This is a genomic window from Brevibacterium sediminis, from assembly GCF_013623905.1.
GTDB lineage: Bacteria > Actinomycetota > Actinomycetes > Actinomycetales > Brevibacteriaceae > Brevibacterium > Brevibacterium sediminis.
The window spans coordinates 118,055-141,612 of the sequence record NZ_JABKDD010000006.1; the positions used below are offsets into that span (position 1 = coordinate 118,055).

Annotated in this window: 20 protein-coding genes; 11 read left to right on the forward strand and 9 right to left on the reverse strand. The window is 65.1% G+C overall.

Annotated elements, in window-relative coordinates; genetic code table 11:
• Positions 1-55: 55 nt before the first annotated feature.
• Positions 56-361 (forward strand): cupin domain-containing protein, encoded by a 306-nt coding sequence (locus HK108_RS10645; RefSeq protein ID WP_139469013.1) that lies wholly within the window; start codon positions 56-58, stop codon positions 359-361.
• A 125-nt stretch (positions 362-486) separates the two neighbouring features.
• Here the strand turns inward: HK108_RS10645 and HK108_RS10650 are convergent, their stop codons facing one another.
• Positions 487-1,968, reverse strand: coding sequence for a glutamate-cysteine ligase family protein (locus HK108_RS10650; RefSeq protein WP_139469012.1), 1,482 nt, complete (start codon positions 1,966-1,968; stop codon positions 487-489).
• A 195-nt stretch (positions 1,969-2,163) separates the two neighbouring features.
• Here HK108_RS10650 and HK108_RS10655 point away from each other — a divergent pair, with 195 nt between their 5' ends.
• A complete protein-coding gene (locus tag HK108_RS10655) occupies positions 2,164-3,336 on the forward strand; it encodes a M20 family metallopeptidase (protein WP_181271506.1) in 1,173 nt (390 codons plus the stop codon).
• Between the two features lie 155 nt (positions 3,337-3,491).
• On the opposite strand, the gene HK108_RS10660 is transcribed toward HK108_RS10655, so the two are convergent.
• On the reverse strand, positions 3,492-4,502 hold the full coding sequence (locus HK108_RS10660) for an FkbM family methyltransferase (protein WP_181271507.1): 1,011 nt from the start codon (positions 4,500-4,502) through the stop codon (positions 3,492-3,494).
• A gap of 173 nt (positions 4,503-4,675) precedes the next feature.
• Here HK108_RS10660 and menC point away from each other — a divergent pair, with 173 nt between their 5' ends.
• Positions 4,676-5,800 carry an o-succinylbenzoate synthase gene (gene menC / locus HK108_RS10665; RefSeq protein ID WP_139909306.1) on the forward strand — a complete coding sequence of 375 codons (1,125 nt, stop codon included), beginning with the start codon at positions 4,676-4,678 and terminating at the stop codon, positions 5,798-5,800.
• 88 nt (positions 5,801-5,888) lie between these two features.
• Here the strand turns inward: menC and HK108_RS10670 are convergent, their stop codons facing one another.
• Positions 5,889-7,520, reverse strand: coding sequence for an SLC13 family permease (locus HK108_RS10670; protein WP_181271508.1), 1,632 nt, complete (start codon positions 7,518-7,520; stop codon positions 5,889-5,891).
• Positions 7,521-7,608: 88 nt separating this feature from the next.
• On the opposite strand from HK108_RS10670, the gene HK108_RS10675 reads away from it, so the two are divergent.
• Together HK108_RS10675 and HK108_RS10680 are read left to right on the forward strand one after the other, a co-directional pair.
• On the forward strand, positions 7,609-8,493 hold the full coding sequence (locus HK108_RS10675) for a LysR family transcriptional regulator (RefSeq protein ID WP_181271509.1): 885 nt from the start codon (positions 7,609-7,611) through the stop codon (positions 8,491-8,493).
• A 137-nt stretch (positions 8,494-8,630) separates the two neighbouring features.
• Positions 8,631-9,740: a tartrate dehydrogenase gene (locus HK108_RS10680; protein ID WP_181271510.1), complete on the forward strand. Its 1,110-nt coding sequence runs from the start codon at positions 8,631-8,633 to the stop codon at positions 9,738-9,740.
• Between the two features lie 79 nt (positions 9,741-9,819).
• Here the strand turns inward: HK108_RS10680 and HK108_RS10685 are convergent, their stop codons facing one another.
• The 4 genes from HK108_RS10685 to HK108_RS10700 form a co-directional block, all read right to left on the reverse strand.
• Positions 9,820-10,728 (reverse strand): cation diffusion facilitator family transporter, encoded by a 909-nt coding sequence (locus HK108_RS10685; RefSeq protein WP_181271511.1) that lies wholly within the window; start codon positions 10,726-10,728, stop codon positions 9,820-9,822.
• A gap of 140 nt (positions 10,729-10,868) precedes the next feature.
• A complete protein-coding gene (locus HK108_RS10690; protein WP_181271512.1) occupies positions 10,869-12,674 on the reverse strand; it encodes a flotillin family protein in 1,806 nt (601 codons plus the stop codon).
• Positions 12,675-12,870: 196 nt separating this feature from the next.
• Positions 12,871-13,332: a DUF3817 domain-containing protein gene (locus HK108_RS10695; protein WP_139909311.1), complete on the reverse strand. Its 462-nt coding sequence runs from the start codon at positions 13,330-13,332 to the stop codon at positions 12,871-12,873.
• Between the two features lie 237 nt (positions 13,333-13,569).
• A complete protein-coding gene (locus HK108_RS10700; RefSeq protein ID WP_181271513.1) occupies positions 13,570-15,720 on the reverse strand; it encodes a M28 family peptidase in 2,151 nt (716 codons plus the stop codon).
• A 475-nt stretch (positions 15,721-16,195) separates the two neighbouring features.
• Between HK108_RS10700 and HK108_RS10705 the strand changes: the two genes are divergently transcribed.
• Both HK108_RS10705 and HK108_RS10710 read left to right on the forward strand, forming a co-directional pair.
• The gene (locus HK108_RS10705) at positions 16,196-17,299 is read left to right on the forward strand and encodes a VIT1/CCC1 transporter family protein (RefSeq protein ID WP_139469001.1); all 1,104 of its coding nucleotides are present in this window, start codon (positions 16,196-16,198) and stop codon (positions 17,297-17,299) included.
• On the forward strand, positions 17,296-18,183 hold the full coding sequence (locus tag HK108_RS10710) for an aminotransferase class IV (RefSeq protein WP_181271514.1): 888 nt from the start codon (positions 17,296-17,298) through the stop codon (positions 18,181-18,183). The genes HK108_RS10705 and HK108_RS10710 overlap by 4 nt, the downstream gene beginning before the upstream one ends.
• 106 nt (positions 18,184-18,289) lie before the next feature.
• Here HK108_RS10710 and HK108_RS10715 read toward each other — a convergent pair whose 3' ends face one another.
• Positions 18,290-18,487 (reverse strand): hypothetical protein, encoded by a 198-nt coding sequence (locus tag HK108_RS10715; RefSeq protein ID WP_181271515.1) that lies wholly within the window; start codon positions 18,485-18,487, stop codon positions 18,290-18,292.
• A gap of 250 nt (positions 18,488-18,737) precedes the next feature.
• Here HK108_RS10715 and HK108_RS10720 point away from each other — a divergent pair, with 250 nt between their 5' ends.
• Positions 18,738-19,037: a DUF4235 domain-containing protein gene (locus tag HK108_RS10720; protein WP_092010107.1), complete on the forward strand. Its 300-nt coding sequence runs from the start codon at positions 18,738-18,740 to the stop codon at positions 19,035-19,037.
• Between the two features lie 175 nt (positions 19,038-19,212).
• Here HK108_RS10720 and HK108_RS10725 read toward each other — a convergent pair whose 3' ends face one another.
• Positions 19,213-20,115: a type I 3-dehydroquinate dehydratase gene (locus HK108_RS10725; protein WP_181271516.1), complete on the reverse strand. Its 903-nt coding sequence runs from the start codon at positions 20,113-20,115 to the stop codon at positions 19,213-19,215.
• 48 nt (positions 20,116-20,163) lie between these two features.
• Here HK108_RS10725 and HK108_RS10730 point away from each other — a divergent pair, with 48 nt between their 5' ends.
• From HK108_RS10730 to HK108_RS10740, 3 genes are all read left to right on the forward strand, one after another.
• The gene (locus HK108_RS10730; RefSeq protein ID WP_181271517.1) at positions 20,164-20,973 is read left to right on the forward strand and encodes an alpha/beta fold hydrolase; all 810 of its coding nucleotides are present in this window, start codon (positions 20,164-20,166) and stop codon (positions 20,971-20,973) included.
• Positions 20,974-21,324: 351 nt separating this feature from the next.
• On the forward strand, positions 21,325-22,635 hold the full coding sequence (locus HK108_RS10735; RefSeq protein WP_181271518.1) for a quaternary amine ABC transporter ATP-binding protein: 1,311 nt from the start codon (positions 21,325-21,327) through the stop codon (positions 22,633-22,635).
• Positions 22,635-23,534, forward strand: coding sequence for an ABC transporter permease (locus HK108_RS10740; protein WP_181271519.1), 900 nt, complete (start codon positions 22,635-22,637; stop codon positions 23,532-23,534). The genes HK108_RS10735 and HK108_RS10740 overlap by 1 nt, the downstream gene beginning before the upstream one ends.
• Positions 23,535-23,558 lie beyond the last annotated feature (24 nt).

The following is a 23,558-nucleotide window of genomic DNA, read 5'->3' on the forward strand; positions in this document are numbered from 1 at the left end:
GTCAGGTCCGTCCCGGCTTCTGCCGCAGGCCGCTCGCGTATCGAAGGAGATCACCATGACCGCAGACAATACAGAAGACACCGGTTCGACCGGCGAGGTCCAGCTCGACAACGGAGTGTTCCGGGTGACGAAGTGGACGATCCGCCCCGACGGCGTCATCCCGATGCACAAGCACGAGTACGAATACGTCGTCGTGCCGATGGTCACGGACACGATGCTCGTGCGCAATTCGGATGGCACCGAGATCCGCGCCGAACTCGAGGCCGGCGTCTCCTACACGCGTCCGGCAGGATCCGAGCATGAGGTCTCGAACCCCGGAGGCAGCGCCGACGTCGTCTTCGTCGAGGTCGAACGTCTCTGAGGCTCGTCGCCTGAGCCCAAAACTAGGTCGCTATCGGATACTTTCTGCGTCGCGAAGTATCCGATAGCGACCTAGTTTTGGCGCTGAGTATCCGATAGTGACCTGCATTTGGTGCCGAACGGCCATCAGCGAGTGGGGATCTCCCAGGTGTGGACGGGCTTCCCTGTCGCCTGGTTCGCGAGGTAGGCATCCATCATCGCCGTGATGCCCTCGGCGCGTTCGGGCGAGTCCTGGCGGCTGCCGGGCGCGAGGCTCTCGAGGGCCTTCAGCTGCCAGGTCGCACCATTGACGCGGCTTTCGGCACGGCCTTCGATGATCGACATGTATTCGTCGATGACGTCCTTGTCGATGTTCAGTCGCGAGAGTCCGCGCCTGGCCTGCGGCGCGAGCACATCGGTGACGAGGTCGGCCACGCCGATGCGTCCGATCTTCGGCCAGGTCACCCGGGCCTCGATCCCATCCTTGGCGCAGGCATTGAAGTTCTCCTCCGCCTCGGCGAATGACATCCGCGACCACACGGGACGGTTCTCCCCGACGAGGAACTCGGCCAGGCCGTAGTAGAAAGCGGCGTCGGCAACCATGTCGACCGGGGTCGGACCGGCCGGAAGCAGGCGGTTCTCGACACGGATGTGCGCGCCGCCGTCGCCGGAGTTGTAGATGGGGCGGTTCCAACGCCACACCGTGCCGTTGTGCAGATTGAGTTCGAAGAGCTTCGGAGCGTCGGCGGCACGGAATTCGACGAAGTCCTTGATCTCGGGCAGCAGCGGCGGGAAGTAGCGGACGTTCTCCTCGAAGAGGTCGAAGACGCTGGTGATCCACCGTTCGCCGAACCATACACGGGGACGCACGCCCTGGTTGACGAGTTCGGGCGTGCGGGTGTCGATGGACTGCGCGAAGATCGGGATCCGGGATTCGTGCCACAGCTTGCGGCCGACGAACAGCGGTGAGTTCGCTGCCATCGCCACCTGCGCCCCGGCGATCGCCTGCGAGGCGTTCCACGCGTCGGCGAAACGGTTCGGCGCCACCTGCAGGTGCAGCTGCATCGACGTGCAGGAGGATTCCGGAGCGATATCGGCGAACTCCGCCTTGTACCGCTCTTCACGACCGAGCTCGATGCGGACGTACTCGCCGCGGGCGTCGATGACCGAGTTGCTCAGCGCCTCGTAGCGGTTCTCCTCCGTCATCCACTTCTCGTCGGTGAGGAATTCGGTGGTCAGGGTCGGCAGGGTGCCGATCGACACCACCTTGAGTCCGTCTTCCTCGGCGGCCTTCTGCGCTTTCTCCAAGCGATGAGCGACACCGGCCTCCAAGGTCTTCAGCCCCCGCCCGGCCACTTGGAGCACCGGATGGTTGAGTTCGAGGTTGAAGCCGCCGATCTCGGACTGATACTCGTCATCGAGTCGATCGAGCACCTCCTTGTTCCGCAGGCTCGGCTGATTGCCCTCGCCGACGAGGTTGAGCTCGAGTTCGAGCCCGATCGTGCCCGCCGATTTGAAATCCGCATGACGAAGGTAGGTATCGAAGAGCTCGAGATTCTCCGCGAGCTTCTCCCGATACAGTGTGCGTTCCTCCGGCGTGTACCGCTTCGAGCTGACTGCCTCACCCATAGGACTAGCAAACCACAGACGGCCGGGTTTGTGCGCGGCCGCGGTCCACAGGCCATTCCGCACGGAGACCGCGATCCTTCCCACGGCGCACCGCACACCGATTCGGCCGCGGTGCGGACAAGCTGCGCATCGGGTCCGTCCTGCATCATTCGGACACCTGCGATGTCGGCAACCGGCCTTCCGTAGACTCGCCCTATGACTTCGACCACATCATCTGCGCCCCAGCCCGCTGACTTCGTCGAACAGGCGAAGCGACGTCTGCCCGACATGCTCGCCGACATCGAACGGGTCATCTCCATCGAGACCCCCTCACACGACAAGGCGGCCGTGGCCGCAGGAGCACGGGACTTCGCCGCGCTCCTGGGGGACCGCCTCGGCGCGGAGGCGGAACTGCTCGAGGTCGACGGCACCGCCCACCTGCGTCTGCGCTTCGGCACCGGGCCGGCCCGCGTCGTCCTGCTCAACCACCAGGACACGGTGTGGCCGCACGGCACCCTCGAACGCATCCCCTTCTCCACCGAGGACGGCATCCTCCGCGGTCCCGGCAGCTTCGACATGCTCACCGGGGCGATCATGAGCGTGCACGCGACCGCGATGGTGGCCGACCACCTCGGCGAGGGCGGACTGGACGGTCTGTCGATCCTCGTCACCGGCGATGAGGAGATCGGATCCGTGTCCTCGTCGGACCTCATCCGCGCCGAGGCGGCCGAGGCGAAGGCTGTGTTCGTCATGGAGGCGAGCGCTGACGGGGCGCTCAAACTCGAGCGGAAGGGCACGAGCAACTACGTGCTGAAGTTCACCGGCAAGGCCTCGCACGCGGGGCTCGAACCGGAGAAGGGCATCAACGCGGGAATGGCCCTGGCTCTGACTCTGCCGTTGGTGGCCGACCTGGCCGACGCCGAGGCGGGGACGACGGTGGTGCCGACCGTGATCAGCGCGGGGACCACGTCGAACACCGTGCCGGCCGAGGCCCGGGTGGACATCGATGTGCGAGCCCGGACTGCGGCTGAGCTCGAACGCGTGGATGCGCAGATCCGTGAGTTGGCTGCGAAGCCGCAGGTGGAGGGCTCGATGACGGAGGTGCTCGGCGGAATCAACCGGCCTCCTTTCGAACCTGAGCAGTCGGCTGTGCTCTTCGAACGGGCGACGGCCCTCGCCGGCGAACTCGGGCTGCCCGCGCCGCAGGGAGTGTCCGTGGGCGGCGCCTCGGACGGGAACTTCACCGCCGGTGACGGCATCGCCACCCTCGACGGTCTGGGCGCCGTCGGCGATGGGGCGCACGCCGAACACGAACACGCCGTCGTCGATGAGATCGCCCCGCGCACCGCGCTGCTGGCCGCTCTCATCGCCGATCAGCTGCAGGGCTGAAGCGGAGCGGCGAGCTGCTGCCTTTCGCTGCTGCCGTAGTTCCCAGACACCGACAGTGCGCCGGGGCCTTCCCTCCTTAGTTAAGTGTGCGCAGATTGCCAGTTTCGAGCCGAAAATGTGCAATCTGCGCACAGTTGACTGTCGGCAGCAGGACTTCAGTCGACCGGGTAGCCCGCCGCGCGCATCTGATCCGGTGATTTCAGCGTGAACAGCCAGTCACGCAGGCGCGGATCCGGCCGAATCGTCGTCCGCGCGTACAGTCGATCTTCGCCGACGAGGTAATAGCGGTAGCCGTGCTCGCCGAGGTGGCCCATGAGCTCCCGCGGTTTCGCGCGGTCATCGAGGACTTCGCAGAGAATGTCCGGGTGCAGCGCAGCGAGGAAGTCCTGCCCGTGCGCGAAGACGTCGTTCTCACCGCCCTCGACATCGATCTTCACCGTCACGCGCGGTGCCTCTCCTCGATTTGAAACGTCAGGAACACCTTCACCGGCGTGCAGCTGCGGATCTCGCTCCGACGCCTCGGCCAGCACCTCGGGCAGGAGTGCGTCGAGGGAAGTGAAGCGCACCTCGGCGTCGGAGTCGAAGCGCATATCGGAGGAGTAGAACGACGGCAGCGCCGACCCTCCGTCCCCGATGGGCACCTTCATCCAGGTGTCGGGGCTGCCGACCCCGGTCGGGTGGACGGTCACGCGGCTGTTGAAGCCGTTGCGTTCGACGTTCTTCTCCACACCCGCGACGACGGCGGGGATGATCTCGAAGACGTGAGCGCGCACATGCTCGTTCGCGGCGAGGACGGCCATGGTGAAGACCCCGGTGTAGGCGCCGATGTCGAGGAATACATCGGCATCGGCGCTGAGCGCGACCATGAGGTCGAGGGCGAACGCGTCTTCGGGTTCGGTGCGTCTGCCCCTTCCCCAGTAGAACTCCTTGGCGATCTCGCAGCGGAAGGGCTCGACGAGGATGAAGTCCGCTCCGCCCGCTCTCCCGCGGATTTCGGTGAGTTCGATGGGGGCGGGGAGACGACCGATCTTCAGCCCCCTGATCCGGGGCGCGATCGTTCGCAGCAGCGGGTGGAGCGCCGGTTGCGCGAGAGCGGTCTTGACCGGCAGCTTGAGGCCGAACCAGGACTGTCTGCGCGCGGTGAAAGTGCGCAGGTGATCATTCACGACGGTGGCCCCCTTGCTGACAGGAAGACTTTTGTTCACACTATCAATCGCCGGCCCGCCGCTCCAGGGTTCTTCCGGACCTGATTCGCGATACTCGCCGCCTCTTCGCGGACCACTGGCATAAGGTGGAAGCGAAGACCCACCCGCCCCGTTGCAAAGCAGGAGCCCGGCATATGAAGCTCAAGTCAGTCACCCTCCACCAAGTCTCGATTCCTCTCGTCACCCCGTTCGAGACCTCGTTCATGCGGGAGACGGAGAAGGACTGCTACCTCGTCGAGGCTGTCTTCGACACCCCGCAGGGTGAGATCACCGGGTGGGGAGAGTCCGTGGCGATGATCTCTCCGCTCTACTCCTCCGAATATGTGGCCGCCGGCATCGACGTCACTCGCCGCTGGCTGGCACCGCTGCTCTTCGACGTCGAAAATCTCACTGCGGAGACCGTCGGCTGGCACCTGCGTCATGTCATCGGCCACCCGATGGCGAAGTCGGCTCTGGAGATGGCCGTCATCGAGGCCCAGCTCAAGCTCAACAACCAGTCGTTCAAGGACTACCTCGGCGGAGTCGTCGACTCCGTGCCTTCAGGAGTGTCGGTGGGCATTCAGGATTCCGTCGAGGAGACCGTCAAGGTCATCGGCGGCTACCTCGAAGAGGGCTACGCCCGGATCAAGCTGAAGATCAAACCCGGCAAGGACATCGCCCCGGTGGCCGCCGTGCGCAAGGCCTTCGGCGACGATTTCGGCTTCCAGGTCGACGCGAACGCCGCCTACACCCTCGTCGATGCCGCACACCTGCGTCGCCTCGACGACTACGGTCTCCTGCTCATCGAACAGCCCCTCGGCGAAGCCGACATCCGCCAGCACGCCGAGCTCGCCAAGCTCATGGACACCCCGATGTGCCTCGATGAGTCGATCGTCTCCGCCGAGGCTGCCGCGGACGCGATCATGCTCGGCGCCACCTCGGTGATCAACATCAAGCCCGGAAGGGTCGGCGGGTTCATCGAAGCGAAGAAGATCCACGATCTCGCCGCCGCCCACGGCGTCGCCGTCTGGCACGGGGGAATGGTCGAAACCGGTCTGGGTCGGGCGGCGAATGCGGCCTTGGCTTCGCTGCCGGGCTTCACCCTGCCCGGCGATATCTCCGGATCGAATCGGTTCTTCCACGAGGACATCACCGAGGAGATCGTCATGTACGACGGCAAGGTCGACGTGCCCACCGGCATAGGCTTCGGCGTCTCCATCGACCCGGCCAAGCTCGAACGCTTCCGCACCGAATCAGTGGAGATCCTGCCCGCCCAGTAGGACAAGATTCGCCGAGGCGGCCCTCCCCTCACCGGTCACCGACCGGCAGCTTGGGCCGCCTTCACTGCAGGATCCCGCCGGCGCGACCTCACTGACCGAGGCCGACGACCCCGATCATCACCGGCACCAGTGCCACGATGAGGATGGCTCCGGCGATGTCGAAGGAGAATCCGGTGCGGATCATCTTCGTGATCGGCACGGCTCCGGTGCCGTAGACGATCGCGTTCTGCGGCGTCGAGACCGGGAGCATGAAACCGAATGACGCTGCGAAGGTCGCGGCCATCGCCGGCACGAACGGATCGATGCCCGCCGCCTGGCACAGCGGGATGACGATCGGCACGATCACGGCCGCCGCTGCGGTGTTCGACGTCGTCTCCGAGATGAGGATCGCCAGCACAACAGACACTGCGGTGATGGCGAGCAGACTCGTCACGCCCAGGCCGTCGGCGAATCCTGTGCCGATCGTCTCGGCCAGACCGGTGTCGGCCAGCAGGGCTCCGAAGATGATGCCGCAGCCGAAGAGGATGATCGTGCCCCAATCGATCTTCGCCGCTTGTGTCCAGGTCAGCGTGGGCTCGCGACGCTTCCAGTCGACGGGAAGAATGAAGAGCAGCGAGGCGCCGATGACGGCGACGATCCCTTCGTCGAGGCGGGAGTCGAGGAACTCGTAGATCGCCGAATCGGTGCCTGTGAACAGGGCCGCGAATGCCGGCAGAAGCCACAGCACCACGGTGACTCCGAAAGCGAAGAGGGTGTTCTTCTCCGCACGGGACACGGGACCGAGGTCGGCGAGCTCCTTCTTCACATACTCTTCGACGCCTTCGATCTTCCGGATCTCCGGCTTGTTGAGCAGGAACAGCACGACGGCGAGGATGACGAACATCGCCACGCAGATCGGCAGGGCCACAGCCATCCACTGGCCGAAGGAGATCTTCGTCCCCGTCGCCTCCTCGATGAGTCCGCGTCCGATGAGGTTCGGAGGTGAACCGACTGGAGTGAGCAGCCCGCCGACGCTCGCGCCGTAGGCCAGCATGAGCAGCAGTGCCGCACCGACCCGGAGCCGCAGCGGGTCGAAGTCCTTCTTCACGATGCCGCGCTCCTGCATGAGCTCGGCGATCACGGCGAGGATGCCCAACGCCGTGGGCATGAGCATCGCCACAGTCGCCGTGTTCGACACGAAGGCGGAGAGCACACAGGTGATGAGGCCGAAGGCGAGGATCACGCGGTAGACCGACTTCCCGACACCGGGCAGTGCGAGAACGGTCAATGCCAGCCTTTGGGCGATTCCGTGGTGGAGCATCGCTTGGGCGAGGATGAACGCACCGATGAAGGTGAAGATCGTCGAAGAGCCGAAGGGCCCGACCGCATCTGCGGCCGGCACGATCCCGAGGACGACGACTGCGCCGACACCGATGAGACCGCCGATGGGGATCGGCACCGGTTCGGTGATCCAGAGGACGATGACGCCGAGGAGGATCGCCGCCAGCATGTGCTGCTGATAGCTCAGCCCCATCGGGATGAGTGCGAAGACGATCGTCACAAGCGGAGCAAGGATGAAACCCGAAGTCATCCGAGCCCGTTCGAACTTCTCCTCCCGCGGAGAGAGCTTCTGCTCGCTCAGACTTCGAAATGTCTTGCCGCCCAGCAGGGCCTCACGCACATCGGTCATCAGCCCTGACGCACCGTTGCTGCCGTATTTCTGCGAAGTACTCACCGTCATTGGTCCTTTCATCGCCGTCGTTTCAGCCTGACGGACCTGGCTCAAATAGTCCAAGGCTATTTCTCGATGCAATCGATAGTCTTGACCTATGGATATTCGTCAGATCCGCCATTTCCTCGCCGTCGTCGACACCGGCAGCTTCACGAAAGCTGCGGAGTCACTCCTCGTCGCCCAGCCCTCCCTGTCGCAGACGGTCAAAGGGCTCGAGAGGGAGCTCGGCGTGACACTCTTCCACCGGGTCGGACGTCGCATCACGCTCAGCGAAGCGGGCAGGGAACTCGAGGGACCGGCCAGGCTCGTCATCCGCGACCTCGAGACGGCGGAAGCGCACGTGCGAGGCCTACGCGGACTGAGGTCGGGTCGGATCCAGATCGCGGCGATGCCCACCCCGAGCATCGAGCCGCTGACGTCTCTGCTGTCGACTTTCACGCGTGAACACCCGCAGGTCTCGTTTGATCTCAACGGCACCTTCACCGTCGACGAGACGGTCGAAGCCGTTCGCTACGGTCGCGCCGAGATCGGATTCCTCGGCGGACGCGGCCCTCTGCTGGTCAGCGACCTTCAGGTCGTCCCATTGGCGGACCAGCCCCTCATGCTCGCCACCGGCCCGTCCATGTCCGCTTCATTCGATGCCGAGGCGTTCACCCCGGAATCCCTCGCCGGCACACGACTCATCGTCTCCCACAGGGGCTCGCTCATGCGCGCGTACGTCGACGAGCTCATCGGGCGCGGCATCGATATCGACATCGTCGCCGAGGTGACTCACCGCAATTCGATCCTCCCCCTCGTCAGGGCCGGCATCGGCCAAGCGGTGCTGCCCGCCTCCTGGCAGAGCTTTGCCGCCGAAGGCCAGGTGCGCCTGGCCCCGATCTCCGGCGCACCGTCTCTGCACGTCTCGGCCATCGCACGTCAAGAAGGTCTGACGCCCGCGGCAGCTCGACTGCTGCAGCTGGCGATCGATCTTCAGCTATAGGCACCACCTATCTGAATCATCACAATCCGATCTTGGACTTATCAACGGATCGAGTGCTCAATGGAATCAGAGCGATATTCCCGGACGCCGCAGGCGCCACGAGTTCTCCACTCCCTTCGACCAAGGACGAAAGAATCATGACCCAACCACAGACCTTCTCGATCGCCTCCATCCCCGGCGACGGCATCGGCGGCGAGGTCGTCGCCGCCGGACTGCGCGTGCTCGACACCATCGCCAAACAGTCCGAAGGGACAGTCGAGTTCGAGGTCACCGAGTATCCCTGGAGCTCGGAGTACTACCTGAAGAACGGCCGGTACATCCCCGAAGGCGGACTCGAGGAACTCGAGAAGCACGACGCCATCTACTTCGGTGCGGTCGGTTCGGCCGACGTCCCTGACCACACCAGCCTGTGGGGGCTGCGTCTGGCGATCACACAGCCCTTCGACCAGTGGGCGAACATCCGCCCCGTCACTTTCCTGCCCGGCGTCGAGTCCCCGCTGCGGAAGGCCGACGATACCGAGCTCGACTGGATCGTCGTCAGGGAGAACAGCGAAGGTGAGTACGCAGGGATGGGCGGCCGCAACCTCAGCGGACGCGGCCCCGGCAACGAGGTGGCGCTGCAGACCAGCCTGCACACGGAGAAGGGATGCGAACGAATCATCCGCTTCGCGTTCGATATCGCGCGCACTCGGGACGTGAAGAAGGTGTCCAGCGTGACGAAGTCGAACGCTCAGCAGTACGGAATGGTGCTGTGGGACGAAGTGTTCGTCCGTGTCGCCCAGGACTACCCCGATGTCGAGACCGAGAGCGTCCTCGTCGACGCGATGAGCGCGAAATTCGTCCTGTACCCGGAGCAGCTGTCCGTTGTCGTCGCATCCAACCTGCACGCTGACATCCTCTCGGATCTCGGCTCGGCGTTGGCCGGCAGCCTCGGCCTCGCAGCGAGCGCGAACCTCAACCCCGAGCGACGCTTCCCCTCGATGTTCGAACCTGTGCACGGCTCCGCCCCGGACATCGCCGGACAGGGAATTTCGAACCCGATCGGAGCGATCTCGTCGGCCGCACTCATGCTCGACCAGTTCGGACTGACAGCAGAGGCCGACCGCGTCCGCCGGGCCATCGAGAATGCCACCAGAGCCGGGATCCTGCCACGAGACTTGGGCGGCGAGTCGAATACCGTCGAGATGACCGAGGCGATCGTCGCTCAGCTCGAAGCCATCCACGCCGAGGATCTCGCAGCCGTCTGAGCAGCGCCCGGCAGAGACCCGAATCCCACCGAGGCGGCCCTCCCTTCACCGGTCACCGACCCACACGGGGAGGGCCGCCTCAGTCGTGGGTGTGAGTCTCCTCGGCGGCGTCCTTCGCCCGATCGAACTGGAACGTCGAGTGTTCGATCGCGATCTTGTGGTGCTCCGTCAGGCATTCCTGCAGAGCCTTGAGGATGCGCGGAGCATGCCCGTCATAGAAGCATTCATCGGCGAGAACGACATGAGCGGTGAGCACCGGCAGGTTCGAGTCGATGCGGGTGATGTGGAGGTCGTGGACTTCCTGCACGTGTTCGACTGACTCGAGATGCTCGCGGACCTTGTCAAGGTCGAGTTCCTTCGGCGCCTCTTCGAGCAGGATCGATCCGGTCTCGCGCAGGATGGCGAACGCCCTGGGGACGATGAGCGCCGCGATGACCAGAGCAGCCACGGCGTCGGCCCGGTCCCAGCCGAAGAGCCAGATCGCCAGGGCTGCGAAGATCACGGCCACCGAGCCGAGCGCATCGGCGATGACCTCGAGGAATGCGGCCTTGAGATTGAGGGAGTCTTCCTTCGAGGAGCTGAGGATGACGATGGAGACGAGGTTGCCCACGAGGCCGATGGCACCGAAGAGCAGCAGGCCCGGTCCGGGCACCTCCGGCGGGACAAAGAACCGCTGGATGCCTTCGATGAGGCTGTAGACGCCGAGCCCCAACAGCAGAGTCGCCTGAGCGCCGGCGGCGAGCACTTCCGCCCGGCGGAACCCCCAGGTCTTCTGTCCGCCCGTCGGTTTGCTGATCAAGCTCGCTGCGAAGAGCGCGATGCCGATGCCGATGAGATCGACGGCGTTGTGGCCGGTGTCGATGAGCAGCGCAAGACTGCCCGTGACCACCGAACCGATGAGCTGAAACACGAAGATCGTCGCGACGATGCCGAAGACGATCCGCAGCTGCCGCCGCGAACCTGAACCATGCGCATGATCGTGAGCCATTGATACCTCCTCGACTCAACACATTAACATATGCACATTTGTTTATGCATCTGACGAACCCCACGAAAGAAGCGGCCGACGAGGATGTCCTCGGCGGCCGCTGCCTGCACGATGTGGGCGCCCCTCACCTGGGGCCGCGGTCAGCCCTGGGAGCCCTTGCCGTCGTCGTCCTGACCGTCGCCCGGCTCATCGCCGTCGGGCGAGGCGCTGCCGTCGCCCGAGTTCGAAGCCGAACCCGGACCCGCCCCCGAGCCGGCCCCGGACGCGCCTGTACCGCTCTCGTCGAGGCGACGCTTCGCCTCGTCGATATAGGCCTGCACATCGAAGCCTGTAGCCTTCTTCACCTCGTCTCCGATCCGGTCGAGGTCGACGCCGCTGTCATCGAGGAAGGCCTTCGGGTCGAATCCTGTGCCTGTCGATCGCGGACCGGCAGCCGCGCCGTCTGCGACGACCCCGTCGACGATCTCGTCCGAGGCGCGGTCCGCCCCAGATGAACCATCGGGAGCAGTCCCGCCAGAACCACCGGCCCCGCCGTTTCCACCGGCCCCGCCGTTTCCACCGGGCTCGCCCGAACCATCACCACTCGAGCCGGCTCCGCCGGAGCCCTTCGCCTTGGCGACGAGGTCGGTGAGGTCGACACCGGTCGTTCCGCGCACGACCTCGAGGACCTGCGAGAGGTTGTTCGACACGGAGTTCGCGAGCTTCGACTCGCCATCGGTGGACACGATGGAGAGGTCCTTGATGTTCGCATACGGCGCCACGAGCTCCCCGGCGACCGAGGGCAGCACCTCGAGCACCTTCGACAGCACGGCCGCGTCGTTGAACTGCTTGTAGGCCTCGGCCTGTGCACGCAGCGCCTCGGCTTCGGCTTCACCGCGGGCACGAATCGCATCGGCCTCGGCTTCACCTTCGAGGCGGATGGCCTCGGCGTCCTTCGAGCGACGGTGGAGCTCGGCGGCGGCCTCGGCCCGGCCCTGCGCCTCGATCTCATAGGCACGGGCATCGGCCGCGGCCTGCTGCCGGTAGCGTTCGGCGTCGGCCGGTCGGCGCACCTCGGCGTCGAGCTGTTCGGCACGCAGCTCCGCAGCTTCCTTCGCCACGATCCGGTCTTTCTCGAGCAGCTTCTGCTTCTCGGCTGCCGCGGCCAACGGGCCGGCGTTGTCGGCCGTGGCCTGTCGCTGATCGGCCTCTTCCTTCAGCGCGGCCCGGCGCAGTGCCAGCTGCTGCTGCTGTTCGGCGATCGCCTGATCGGTGAGCGCCTGCTGCTTCTGGGTCTCCTCGTTCTGCTGCGCCTGTTCGACGGCCGAAGCACGGCCGGCGTTCGCCTCGGCGATGGCTGCGTTCTTCGCCACTTCGGCGGCCTGCGGACGACCCCAGTCGCGCAGATAGCTGCCTTCGTCTTCGACGGCAGAGATCTGGAAGGTGTCGATGATGAGGCCCTGATTGTTCATCGAGTGCGCGGACTCTTCCTGCACCTGCGCGGCGAAGGAAGCGCGGTCCTGGATGATCTGCTCGACGGTGAGCGTGCCGACCACTGCGCGCAGGGTGCCGGAGAGGATCTCCTTCGAGTAGTGGTCGATCTGGTCCTGCTGATCGAGGAAACGCTGTGCGGCCTTGCGCACATCGTCTTCGGTGCCGCCGACCTTGACCTGGGCGACACCGCGCAGACGCAGGGCGATGCCGTTGATGGAGATGCCGTCGATCTCGACGGAGATCTGCCGCGAGGACAGCGAAAGGATGAACGCCTTCTGCACGATCGGGTAGACGACCGAGCGGCCCCCGATGACGATGCGCCCGGTTCCCGACGCGCCCGAGGCGTTCCGGCCGGTGATGATGAGCGCCTCGGACGGTGAAGCGATCTTGTAGGAGCGCAGGATCACGAACAGGGCGATCAGAATGATGAGGACGAGGACGCCGATTCCTCCGGCGCCTAAGAGCAGGTCCATCAGTGGGCCTTTCATCGCGGTGGGGTGTGCCGACCGGCCGATCGCCGGCCGATCCCCTCCATCCTATGCGAGCGCTCTGACACGCGACAGGGCAGAAACCCCCACGCGACAGGGCAGAATCTCGCCGAGGCGGCCGTCCCGACCGTCAACCGTGCGGTGGAAGTCCGCCCTCACCTCGCCGCGGCAGTGATCAGGTTCACTTGCCCCAATCGCCGGGAGGGCCTGCCAGGAGCAGCCCCGAGAAGACGAGGATGACGAAGACGATGCCCAGCCCGATGGCCAGCCAGGGCGAACGGATGCACCACGAGGTGAGCTTCTCGAACCAGGTCTGCGGGGTGCGGCCGTTGCGGCCCAGACCCCAGTCGCCTTCGAGAGATCCGGTCTTCTCGACGGAACGCTCGAAGGGAATCGTGGCGTAGGGAATGATCGCCGATCCGAGACCCGTGGCGATGCGACGCTTGCTCCACTGCTGCGAGGTGCCGACGCCGATGACGGCGATGACGAAGCAGATGAAGATGAAGCCGTGGATGCCTCCGCCGATCCGCACCCCCACCTCGGTGGTGTGGGTGACGTATTTGAGGAACATGCCGATGAGCAGCAGAGTCCAGGTGACGGTCTCGGCGATGGCGAAGAAGGTGAAGAAGCGTTTGGGAGTCACAGAAGACCATTGTGCCCGGACAAGGTGAACGCCCCCTGAGGAGCGCCGCCAGGTGAGTCGCTCGATCTCAGATCTGGTTCAGGGCAGACTCAGCTGCGTCATCGGCGCCGGATTCGAACCGCGGCCATCGTCATCATCGCGGACGAGAACGGCCCGACGCGGGCCGGCGACCGTCTCCAGTCACCGGCCCACGTCGGGCCGTCCGTGCCGTTCAGGGCACGTTGTCTCGGATGCCGCTCAGCTGCGGCGGCGGCGTGAACCCAGCGTCATCGCCAGACCGAGCACGATGAGCGCTCCGGCCGAGAGGATCAGCGGCAGGGCTTCGTTACCGGTGCGCGGCAGATCTCCTCCGCCGCCACCGTTGCCGCCGTCACCGGCACCCGGCCCGTCACCCTCGGCGACGACCTCGAAGGATCCGGTCAGCGGATTCCCGCCTTCACAGTCGACCGTGACGTCGTAGGTGCCGATGTAGCTGTCGACCATCGACGCATCGAGTCCGCGGACTCCGAATCGAGCGGTGCCGTCGGCTCCGACCTCGGCAGTCTGTTCGAACTTCTCGATCTTCCCGTTGTTCGGGGTCACCGTCATCGTCGCGGTGGAGTCGGCGGTGCAGCCGGTGGCCGCGACCTGGACTCCCTTCTCGCTGACGAAGTCCGGCGCCTCGATCGTCTTCGGATCGATGCTCAGAGCCCGCTCATCAGGAGCCTCGGTCGGCGTCTCCGTGGGCGGATCAGTGGGATCCGTGGGCGGAGTCGTCGGATCGGTGGGAGGATCCGTCGGCGCGTCGGTGAGGTCATAGGCCAACGTGTGGACGGCGAAACCGATGGCGGGAGCGAAGATGTCGATGGATTCCTTGCTCACGTTCTCGATCGTGTCCGTGGGCTGGTGGTAGTTCGTGTCATGCTTCTCGCCGACGGTGCCGCCGAACATCTCGGCCTCCTCGGCGGTCTTCGTACCGTCGGCGCCGGAGAACAGGCCGCTGGCCGGGATGCCGTTGTCGATAAACGCCTGATAGTCCGAGCGCCCGGAGAAATCGGTGCCGACGTTGGGCTGGTCGATATCGGCGAAGTAGTCAGTGAAGACCTTCTCGAGTTCGGCCGAGCCTTCGGGGACGTTGACGCCGTCGGGAATCGGCACATCTGAGCCATCCGAGTCGAGTGTGCCGACGATGTAGTTGTCGGACCCGATCATGTCGAAGTTCATGTACGACTTGATCTTGCCCAGCTCGGCATCGTCGAGGCTCTCCACGTAGTGTGTCGAACCGACGAGTCCCTCTTCCTCGGCTCCCCACCAACCGAAGCGGATGGCGTTGTCGACATCGGTCGGCTGTTTCGCGAGCGCCTCGGCGGAAGCGAGCAGCGCCGCAGATCCCGAACCGTTGTCGTTGACGCCGGGACCTTCTGCGACACCGTCGAGGTGGGCACCGAACATCTGGACGTTATCGTGGTCGCCGGCCTTGGTCTCGGCGATGACGTTCCATGTCGTCGAGGTCACATACTCGGTCTCGAGCGTGAAGTCGGCCGTGAGCACGGCGGCCGCTGCGGCATCGTTGCCGGCCTCAGCCTCGTCGCCCGTCGTTTCGTCTGCGTCGTCGGCTTCACTCGCCTCGCCTCCGCCGGCGAGGCCGCTGCCGGCCTCGGTGCCGCCGTTCTCAGCCGCACCCTCGGCCTCTGCTGCGTCTTCGACCTTGGAGAGGAGATCCTGGCCGACCTTGTAGGTCACCGTCACGGTCGGGGTGCCATTCTCAATCCGCCCACCGAGGGTGGCGTTGAGCTCCTCGTCGGGATTGTCGGCGTCATTGTTGTAGATGATGAGCGCGGCGGCACCGGCATCGGTGGCGGCCTGCGCCTTCTCGCCGAATGAGCACTCTCCGCGGGAGGCGAGGACGAGCGCGCCTTCAGCAGACTCATCGTAATCATCGGCAGAGCAGCCGAGCTGCCCGCCCGCAAGGTCGCTGTTGTCATCATCGACCGGCAGGACCACGGGTATGCCAGTCAGCGGTTCTTCGGTCGCCTCGGTGTAGCTTGCGGTGTTGACATCGACCTTCTCGCCGTCGACGACAACCTCGACCGTGCCGTCCTTCTGCTGTTCGTGCTCGAAGGCCTGACGCTTCACATCGAAGGCACCGGTCGCCTCGAGGGTGGATTCGACGTATTCCACGGCTTCTTCGTAGCCGGGCGTGCCCAGCGCGCGGAATCCTTCATCCGCGTGCGAGGTGGAGATGTCGGAGATCTTCTGCAGATGCTCCATCACGGCGTCGCCGTTGACGCCCATATCGGTGTGTTCAGTCGGCCCCGCGGTGCCCGCCGCCAGTGCCGGGCTCACCCCGCCGAGGACCAGTCCGGCCGTGGCGGTGACCGCCAGCCAGCTCTTCGTGCGCAACTTCATGGAGTTCCTTTCGCTCCTTTGTCTGTGTCCAGAGGAATCGCACATGACGGCGCACCGGAAGCGACCGGCGCGGCATGACTCCTCGGCCATACCGGTGCCGGCCCATCTACGGCTGCACTTGCGGGGAAGCTCGATTCTGACGCTTCGCCATGATTCGTCGTTGGTAACGAATCACATGCTTCTATAACGAAACGGTGACACAACTCACATTGGTCATTAATCTAACGCACCCCAGCGGGCTTTCATGTTACGAATTGATAACAACCGGTCACTGATTGATTTCGCACACGCGGACTGTCTGCGGTTCACATGCGGATTCTCTGCGGCGACTGCGGCCGCACCACCGGTCACTCCCGCGACGCCCCGGCCTCACCTGCTGCCTGCCCGCGCATCGCACCGCGCAACCCGGCCCGTCTTCTCAGCCCCCTCACGGCCGCCCGTGCCGGAATCAGACCGCACGACTAGACTTGGACCAGTGACGACCAATGACTCCGCTGGAGGGACTCCGCCCGCCTCCCCCGACCGGCGGACCATTCGCCGCTGGCAGCGCTACCTCGCCAACGAGCGGCTCGAGGAACGGGTGTATCGCAACCTCGCCGAACGCCGCAAGGGCGAGGACCGCGAGATCCTGCTCAGCCTCGCCGCAGCGGAATCCCGGCATCAGGAGCATTGGATCTCCCTCCTCGGTGAACACGCCCAGAAGCGCCGCTCCGCCGATCTCGTCACCCGCTGCCTGGCGTTCCTCGGCCGCATGTTCGGCTCCGTGTTCGTCCTCGCCCTGGCTCAGCAGTCCGAGACGAGTTCGCCGTATGACGAAGACGAAGCCGCCTCGGCCGAGATGGCCGCCGATGAACGCATCCACGCCGAGGTGGTCCGTGCTCTGGCCGCCCGTTCCCGCGCCCGCCTGTCGGGGAACTTCCGTGCCGCCGTCTTCGGTGCCAACGACGGCTTGGTCTCGAACCTCGCCCTCGTCCTCGGTGTCGGCGCGGCTGGAGTCTCGAACACCGTCATCCTGCTCACCGGCGTGTCCGGACTGCTCGCCGGAGCCCTGTCGATGGGAGCCGGCGAGTACATCTCGGTGCGCTCCCAGCGCGAACTCCTCGACGCCTCCACTCCGGATCCCGAGTCCCGGCACGCTCTGGCCGACCTCAACATCGACGCCAACGAGCTCGCTCTCGTCTTCCGCGCCCGCGGAATGGAAGCCCGCGAAGCCGAGGCCCGCGCCAACCGCACGATCGCGGCGGCGAAGAACAAACAGGCACCGAGGCTGCCGAACCTCGACTCCGAAGTCGACCGCGACGAATTGGGCACCGGCCTCGGCGCCGCCCTTTCAAGCTTCTGCTTCTTCTCCTCCGGCGCGCTCATCCCGATCCTGCCCTACATCTTCGGCATGTCCGGACTGCCCGCCGTGTTCCTGTCCGCCGGCCTCGTCGGCATCGCACTGCTGTTCACCGGCGGCATCGTCGGCCTGCTCTCCGGCAAATCGCCCGGCCCCCGCGCCCTGCGCCAACTCGGCATCGGCTTCGGCGCCGCTGCCGTGACCTACGCCCTCGGCCTGCTCTTCGGAGGTACCGCATGACCGATCCGCTCATCCTCGTCAACCCTGCCACCGGCACGTTCGAACTCACCGACCTGCGTTCCGCCCAACTGCCCGTCACGGACCTCTCCGCTCATCGCGGGGACGGGATCTTCGAAACCGTACTGGTGAGCGTGGGTGCGCACGGTGCCACCGTGGTGTCACGGGAACGGCACTTCACCCGGTTCCGCGCATCCGCCTCGGCGCTGGATCTGCCCGATCCCGACCAAGGACTGTGGGATCGGGTCATCGATTCCCTCATCGCCGAGGTGGCCGCCGCCGATCCCGAGAATGTCGAGTTCGGGATCCGCTACGCCCTCTCCCGCGGGGAGCAGGACGCGAACGGAGATTTCCGGGGCCGCGGGTGGGCCTTTCCCGTGCCCGTGGACGACCACATCCGTACAGCTCGGGAGCAAGGTGTCACCGCCGTCAGCCTCGACCGCGGATTCGACGCCTATATCGGCAGCAAGGCACCGTGGCTGCTCATCGGCGCGAAGACTCTGTCCTATGCGGTCAATCAGGCCGCCGGCCGCTATGCCGCGGCCAACGACGCCGATGAGGCGCTTTTCGTCTCCCATGACGGAATCGTGCTCGAAGGACCGACCGCGAATCTCATCATCCGCCGAGGCGACCACCTGCTCACTCCGAATCCGGAGGCGGGCCTGCTGTCGGGAACGACGCAGCGCCTGATCTTCGATCATGCGGAGGAACTGGGCCTGAGCGCCGAATATGCCGACCTGAGCCTCGACGACGTCAAGGCGGCGGATGGGGCTTGGTACGTCTCGTCGATGCGCACGGCGGTCGCGCTGCGCGAACTCGACGGGAACGCGATCTCAGTCGATCAGACTCTGACTGACAGGTTCCAGGAGATCATCCGCGGACGGTGAGGCCGTGGGAGCCGCCGGCTCCGAGCGGCGGCAGGCGCCTTCGGGGATACGCTGCCCCGGGGTGGCCGGACTCTGGGCGCCTTCGGGGATGCGCTGCCCCGAGCCCTCAGGCTCGGGGCAGAGCGTCGGCGGGTTTCGCCGAGGGGAGAGTGAAGGCGAGAACGAGCCCGAGGATGCAGGCGGCGCAGCTGATCAGCCACACCGGCCAGAAGACGCCGGACATTCCCGGCAGCAGCGCAAGCAGGAATCCGAGGGCGCCACAGACGAACAGTCCGGTGACGACGCGCGTCTTCCACTTCCTCATCATCGTGTGCCTTTCTCTTCACGTTTCGACCCAGACCTTCCCTTGCCCGATCGAAGCGTGCTCTCACGCTATCTCCCCCGGTCTGCCCGGCACATCCCCCAAAAGTATGAAATGAGCGAACTTTCTCGACCTCGTTCAATCTCGGGTGGCCTCGCGCGCATCGTCCTGCGTTAGTGTTGACTTCGACGGAATACGTTCCCGCGTCTCGTAAGAGTCGTGGGACTCAATGTTCAAAGGAAAGGACACGAGCATGGGAAAGCTCGCTTGGCAGATCATCGGCGTGGGAGCGCCTATCGCAGCTGCATTCGTCGCTCGCAAGACCCTGACCTTCGCGTGGGAGAAGTCGACGAAGCGCCCGGCGCCGTCGAACCCCGTCGATGACGAGATCTCGATGTCCGAGGCCCTGGCCTGGACGATCGTCTCCGGTGTCGGTGTGGCCGTGGCTCAGCTCGTGGTTCAGCGCATCGCCGCGAACACCGTGCGAAACAACTTCGGCGATGAGGCCCTGCCGAAGAAGTTCCGCAAGCAGATCGAAGAGGTCACTGACTGATCTTCCGCTGACCTTCTGCTGCTTCTGCAGCAGCGAAGCGGCCCGCGAAGCTCATGCTTCGCGGGCCGTCTGCTTCCCTGGCGAAATCTGCCGGTTGAGCCCGGCCCGCCAGCAAACGCGAGTCAGAAATTCATACGCCCTGATCAAGATCACTACGTATGAACTTTGAGGCCGCTCATCCACACCTAGGTCCGACGCGGTCGAGGATCTCGGCGAGGACCGATGCCTCGACCTGCCCCGGCGCCGAAGCCTGACCGATCTGCGCGAATGTGGCGCAGCTGCCGAAGTCGGCTCCCATGATCCTGCTCGTCCGGCCCAACGATCCCATCGAGATTCCGAGCACGGGAACCGGCAGCGAGGCATCCGCCGCGGCAGTCGCCTCCAGGAGACGCAGAACATCGGCCGGCGCCTGCGGCATCATCGCCACCTTGGCCACATCAGCACCGGCCTCACCCATCGCAGCGAACGTCTTCAGCAGGCGCTCGGGTGAGTCCGTGGACTCGAAATTGTGGTGCGAAGCGACGACGGGCACGCCCGCTTCCTGCGCCGAGGCGATAAGGGAGACCGACGCGGCCCGATCGATCTCAACGTCGATGGCCACGGGAACGCCCGATGATGCGCTGCCGGGAACGCCCGAGGCGGCGGTGCCGGTGGGACCGGTGCAGGCAGCAGTTCCGGCGTCTGCCTCGACGTCGGCGACCCCGGCGATGAGTTCCCGCACCACCTCGGCGTAGTCGTCCTCGGTGATCTCCACCTGCCCGCCCTCGAATCCGGTGCGGACGGTCAGGAGGATCGGCAACCCCGCTGTGAGTGCACTCGGAAGCAGGCGAAGGGCCGCCTCGGCGAGGCTGTGCACACTCTTGCGCACCCCACCCTGCGCAGGACCGGAGGCGACGACGAGCAGCGGATCGATGCGCCATTCGACGGCGTCGACGATTCCAGTCGCGGCGGCCGCGGCGCATTCGGCAGTGAGCTCATCTGCATCGATTGCCTGTGTCGGCACGATGACGGCAGGTCGCCCAGGATTGCGCACCGCGGGCGATCCTGCGGCAGGATTGAGGAACGGCAAGGATTTCATTTCTCAAGCGTAGGCGGTGACCAGGCGCGCGCGGGCAGGAGGACACGGGTGGAGACGAAGCAGGTGGGCAGGATCAGCGCACGCGATGGCTTCCCCCTCGAGGTCCAGGTCAGCGGGCCGGAGGACGCTCCTGCACTGCTCCTCCTGCAGGGCCAGTCGAATTCGCACGAGTGGTGGGACGATCTGCGCGGGGACGTCGAACCGGACTTCCGCACAATCACGTTCGACTATCGCGGAACGGGCGGCAGCCGGGGTGAGCTCGGGGAACTGTCGACAGCGAGCTTCGCCGAAGATGCCGTGGACGTGCTCGACCACCTCGGCGCGGACCGGGCCGCGATCTACGGCACGTCCATGGGCGGGCGGATCTCGCAGATGCTGGCACTCAACCATCCGGAGCGGGTGAGCGCTCTGGTCCTCGGGTGCACCTCGCCCGGCGGGCCGCATGCCGTCAAGCGTCCGCGTGAGGTCGGCCAAGCTCTGGCGAGGCTGCGTGGTGACGAGCACACGCAGTACCTCTTCGACCTCTTCTACACCCCCGAATGGACGGTATCGGCGGAGTACAGCAAGATGCTCGGCGACGACACGATGACGGCGGCCGAGTCATCCGCCCATCTGCGCGTGAGCGCCAATCACAATGCCTGGGACCGGCTGCCCGAGATCTCCGCCCCGACGCTGATCATGCACGGCGATGCCGATCGGATGAACCCGGTCGGGAACGCCCGCATCCTCCACGAGCGCATCCCCGGATCTCAGCTGCTGATTCTGCCGGACGGCCGACACGGATTCTTCGAAGAATTCGCCGAGGTGGTCACTCCGGCCGTGGTCCGATTCCTCACGGAATCGCTGCAGAATTCCTGAAGGCAGGAATTCCGGAGGCAAGGCCGCCTACTGCATCAAAATCCCATATCCGGTATCAAATCCATTAACGGCATACCTACATGCTCCAATCGATGATTATAACAATCAAGTAACGCACGAACATCTGTTTGCCCAGGTCAGAGCGCTAGTCAAGGGCGACGCGCCGCATAATCCCAACAAGATCTCTACCGAAAACCCTGAACAAAACTACAATGGTGGATCAGATATCCGTGTGCGGTGAGGCGCGTGCGCAATTGAGCTATTCGGATCTGATCTGCGAGCACCGAACCGTGCAAACGGGGGTGAAGCCTCTCGTTCTTGCGGACTGCCAAGAATGCAAGGAGGAAGCACGTGAGCGTTGTCAAAGCGTCACACGTCTACAAAGTTTTCGGAAAGCGCGAAAACGAAGTCGTCAAACGACTTGAAGAGGGCGCCGACCGAGATGATCTGACAAAACTCGGAACCGCCGCCGTCATCGATGCGAGCTTCGAAGTCGAGGCCGGCGAGATCTTCGTCGTCATGGGCCTGTCAGGCTCGGGCAAGTCGACCCTGATCCGCACTCTCAACGGACTCTGGGCACCCACCGCCGGATCCGTCGAGGTGCTGGGCACCGACATCGCGAAGATCGATCCGGCCGCACTGCGCAAGGTCCGCAGCGAACACATCTCGATGGTGTTCCAGCACTTCGCACTGCTCCCGCACCGCACCGTCCGCGACAACGCCGCCTATGCGCTCGAGATCCGCGGAGTCACGAAGGCGGAGCGGGACAAGGCCGCCGACCGCTGGCTCAAGGCCGTCGGCCTCGAAGGCTGGGGCGACAAGTTCCCCGAACAGCTCTCCGGCGGTATGCAGCAGCGCGTCGGCCTGGCCCGCGCGCTGGCGGCAGAGACCGACATCCTCCTCATGGACGAAGCCTTCTCCGCCCTCGACCCGCTGATCCGGCGCGAGATGCAGGAACAGCTCGTCGAACTGCAGCGGGAGCTGAAGAAGACCATCATCTTCATCACCCACGACCTCAATGAGGCGATGTTCCTCGGTGACCGGATCGCGGTGATGCGCAACGGACGCATCGTCCAGGTCGGCACCCCGGAGGACATCCTCACCGACCCGGCCAACGACTACGTGGCACAGTTCGTCCACGACGTCGACCGGGCCCGCGTGCTGACTGCCAACAACGTCATGGAGAAGGCTCGGCAGACCGTGAGCAATCAGAACGGTCCCCGAGTTGCACTGCGCACCATGCGCGACAACGGCGCCTCAGGCGTGTACGTCACGGACAGGGACAGGAAGTTCCTCGGCCTCGTCAGCGACCGCGACTGCATCGAACACATCCGGACAGGTGCCACGACTCTCGACGAGATCATCAAACCGGTCGCCCACCCCGCATCTCCGGACGACCTGCTCATCGATCTCTTCCTCCCGACCGCGGAGATGCCTCTGCCGGTGCCCGTCACCGACGCGGACGGCGAACTCGTCGGCGTCGTCCCCCGAGCCACGCTGCTCGCCGCGCTCGGCACGCAGAACGGCAACGACGAGGCCTCGACGGAAGCCGCTGTCGAAGACTGGCCCGAGCCGGTCGACACCGGAATCATCGACCAGGTACTCGCCGAAGGCGATGATGCAGTCGCACCGCAGGCCACCGGCGGAAGGAGTGAGAGCTGATGGAGAACATCCGAATTCCGATCGGAGCCTGGGTCGACACCGTCTTCGACTGGCTCAAAGACAACGTCGCATGGTTCTTCGACGCCGTCACCTGGCTGTTCAACTTCCTCATCGAAGTCCTCACCGACGTACTCGTCGACCTCCACCCGCTCGTCATCATCATTCTGCTGGCGCTCATCGGCTGGATCTTCCGCTCGTGGCAGATGGCCGTGGGCACGCTCATCACCCTGTTCTTCATCATGACGATGGACCAATGGGTGGCCGCGATGCAGACCCTGGCGCTGATCATCATCGCCGCTGTCATCGCCATCATCATCGCCGTCCCGGTCGGCATTCTGGCCGCGCGCAGCAACAGAGCCTCGGCGGTCATCAAACCGATCCTCGACTTCATGCAGACGATGCCGGCATTCGTCTACCTCATCCCGGCAGTCACCTTCTTCGGCATCGGCGTCGTTCCCGGCCTCGTGGCCACGGTGATCTTCGCTCTGCCCCCGGGTGTGCGGTTCACCGAGCTCGGCATCCGCGGGGTCGATTCGGAGACGGTCGAAGCCGGACAGTCCTTCGGTGCGACTCCCGGCCAGATCCTCCGCGGAGTCCAGCTGCCCTTGGCCACCCCGACGATCATGGCCGGCATCAACCAGGTCATCATGCTCGCACTGGCGATGGCCGTCATCGCCGGCATGGTCGGCGCCGACGGACTCGGAAAGAACGTCGTCGAAGCGATCGCCACCCAGAACCTGCCGCTCGGTGTCGAAGCCGGACTCGGTGTCGTGATCATCGCGGTCTACCTCGATCGCGTCACCGCAGCCCTGGGCAATGCGAAGGACTACCCGCACTCGCTGGTTGCGGGGATGCGTCGTCGCAGCGCGAAGAACAAGGCGGCTGCGGCAGCCGCCTGAGTCGATGGACCACACAGTCTGAAT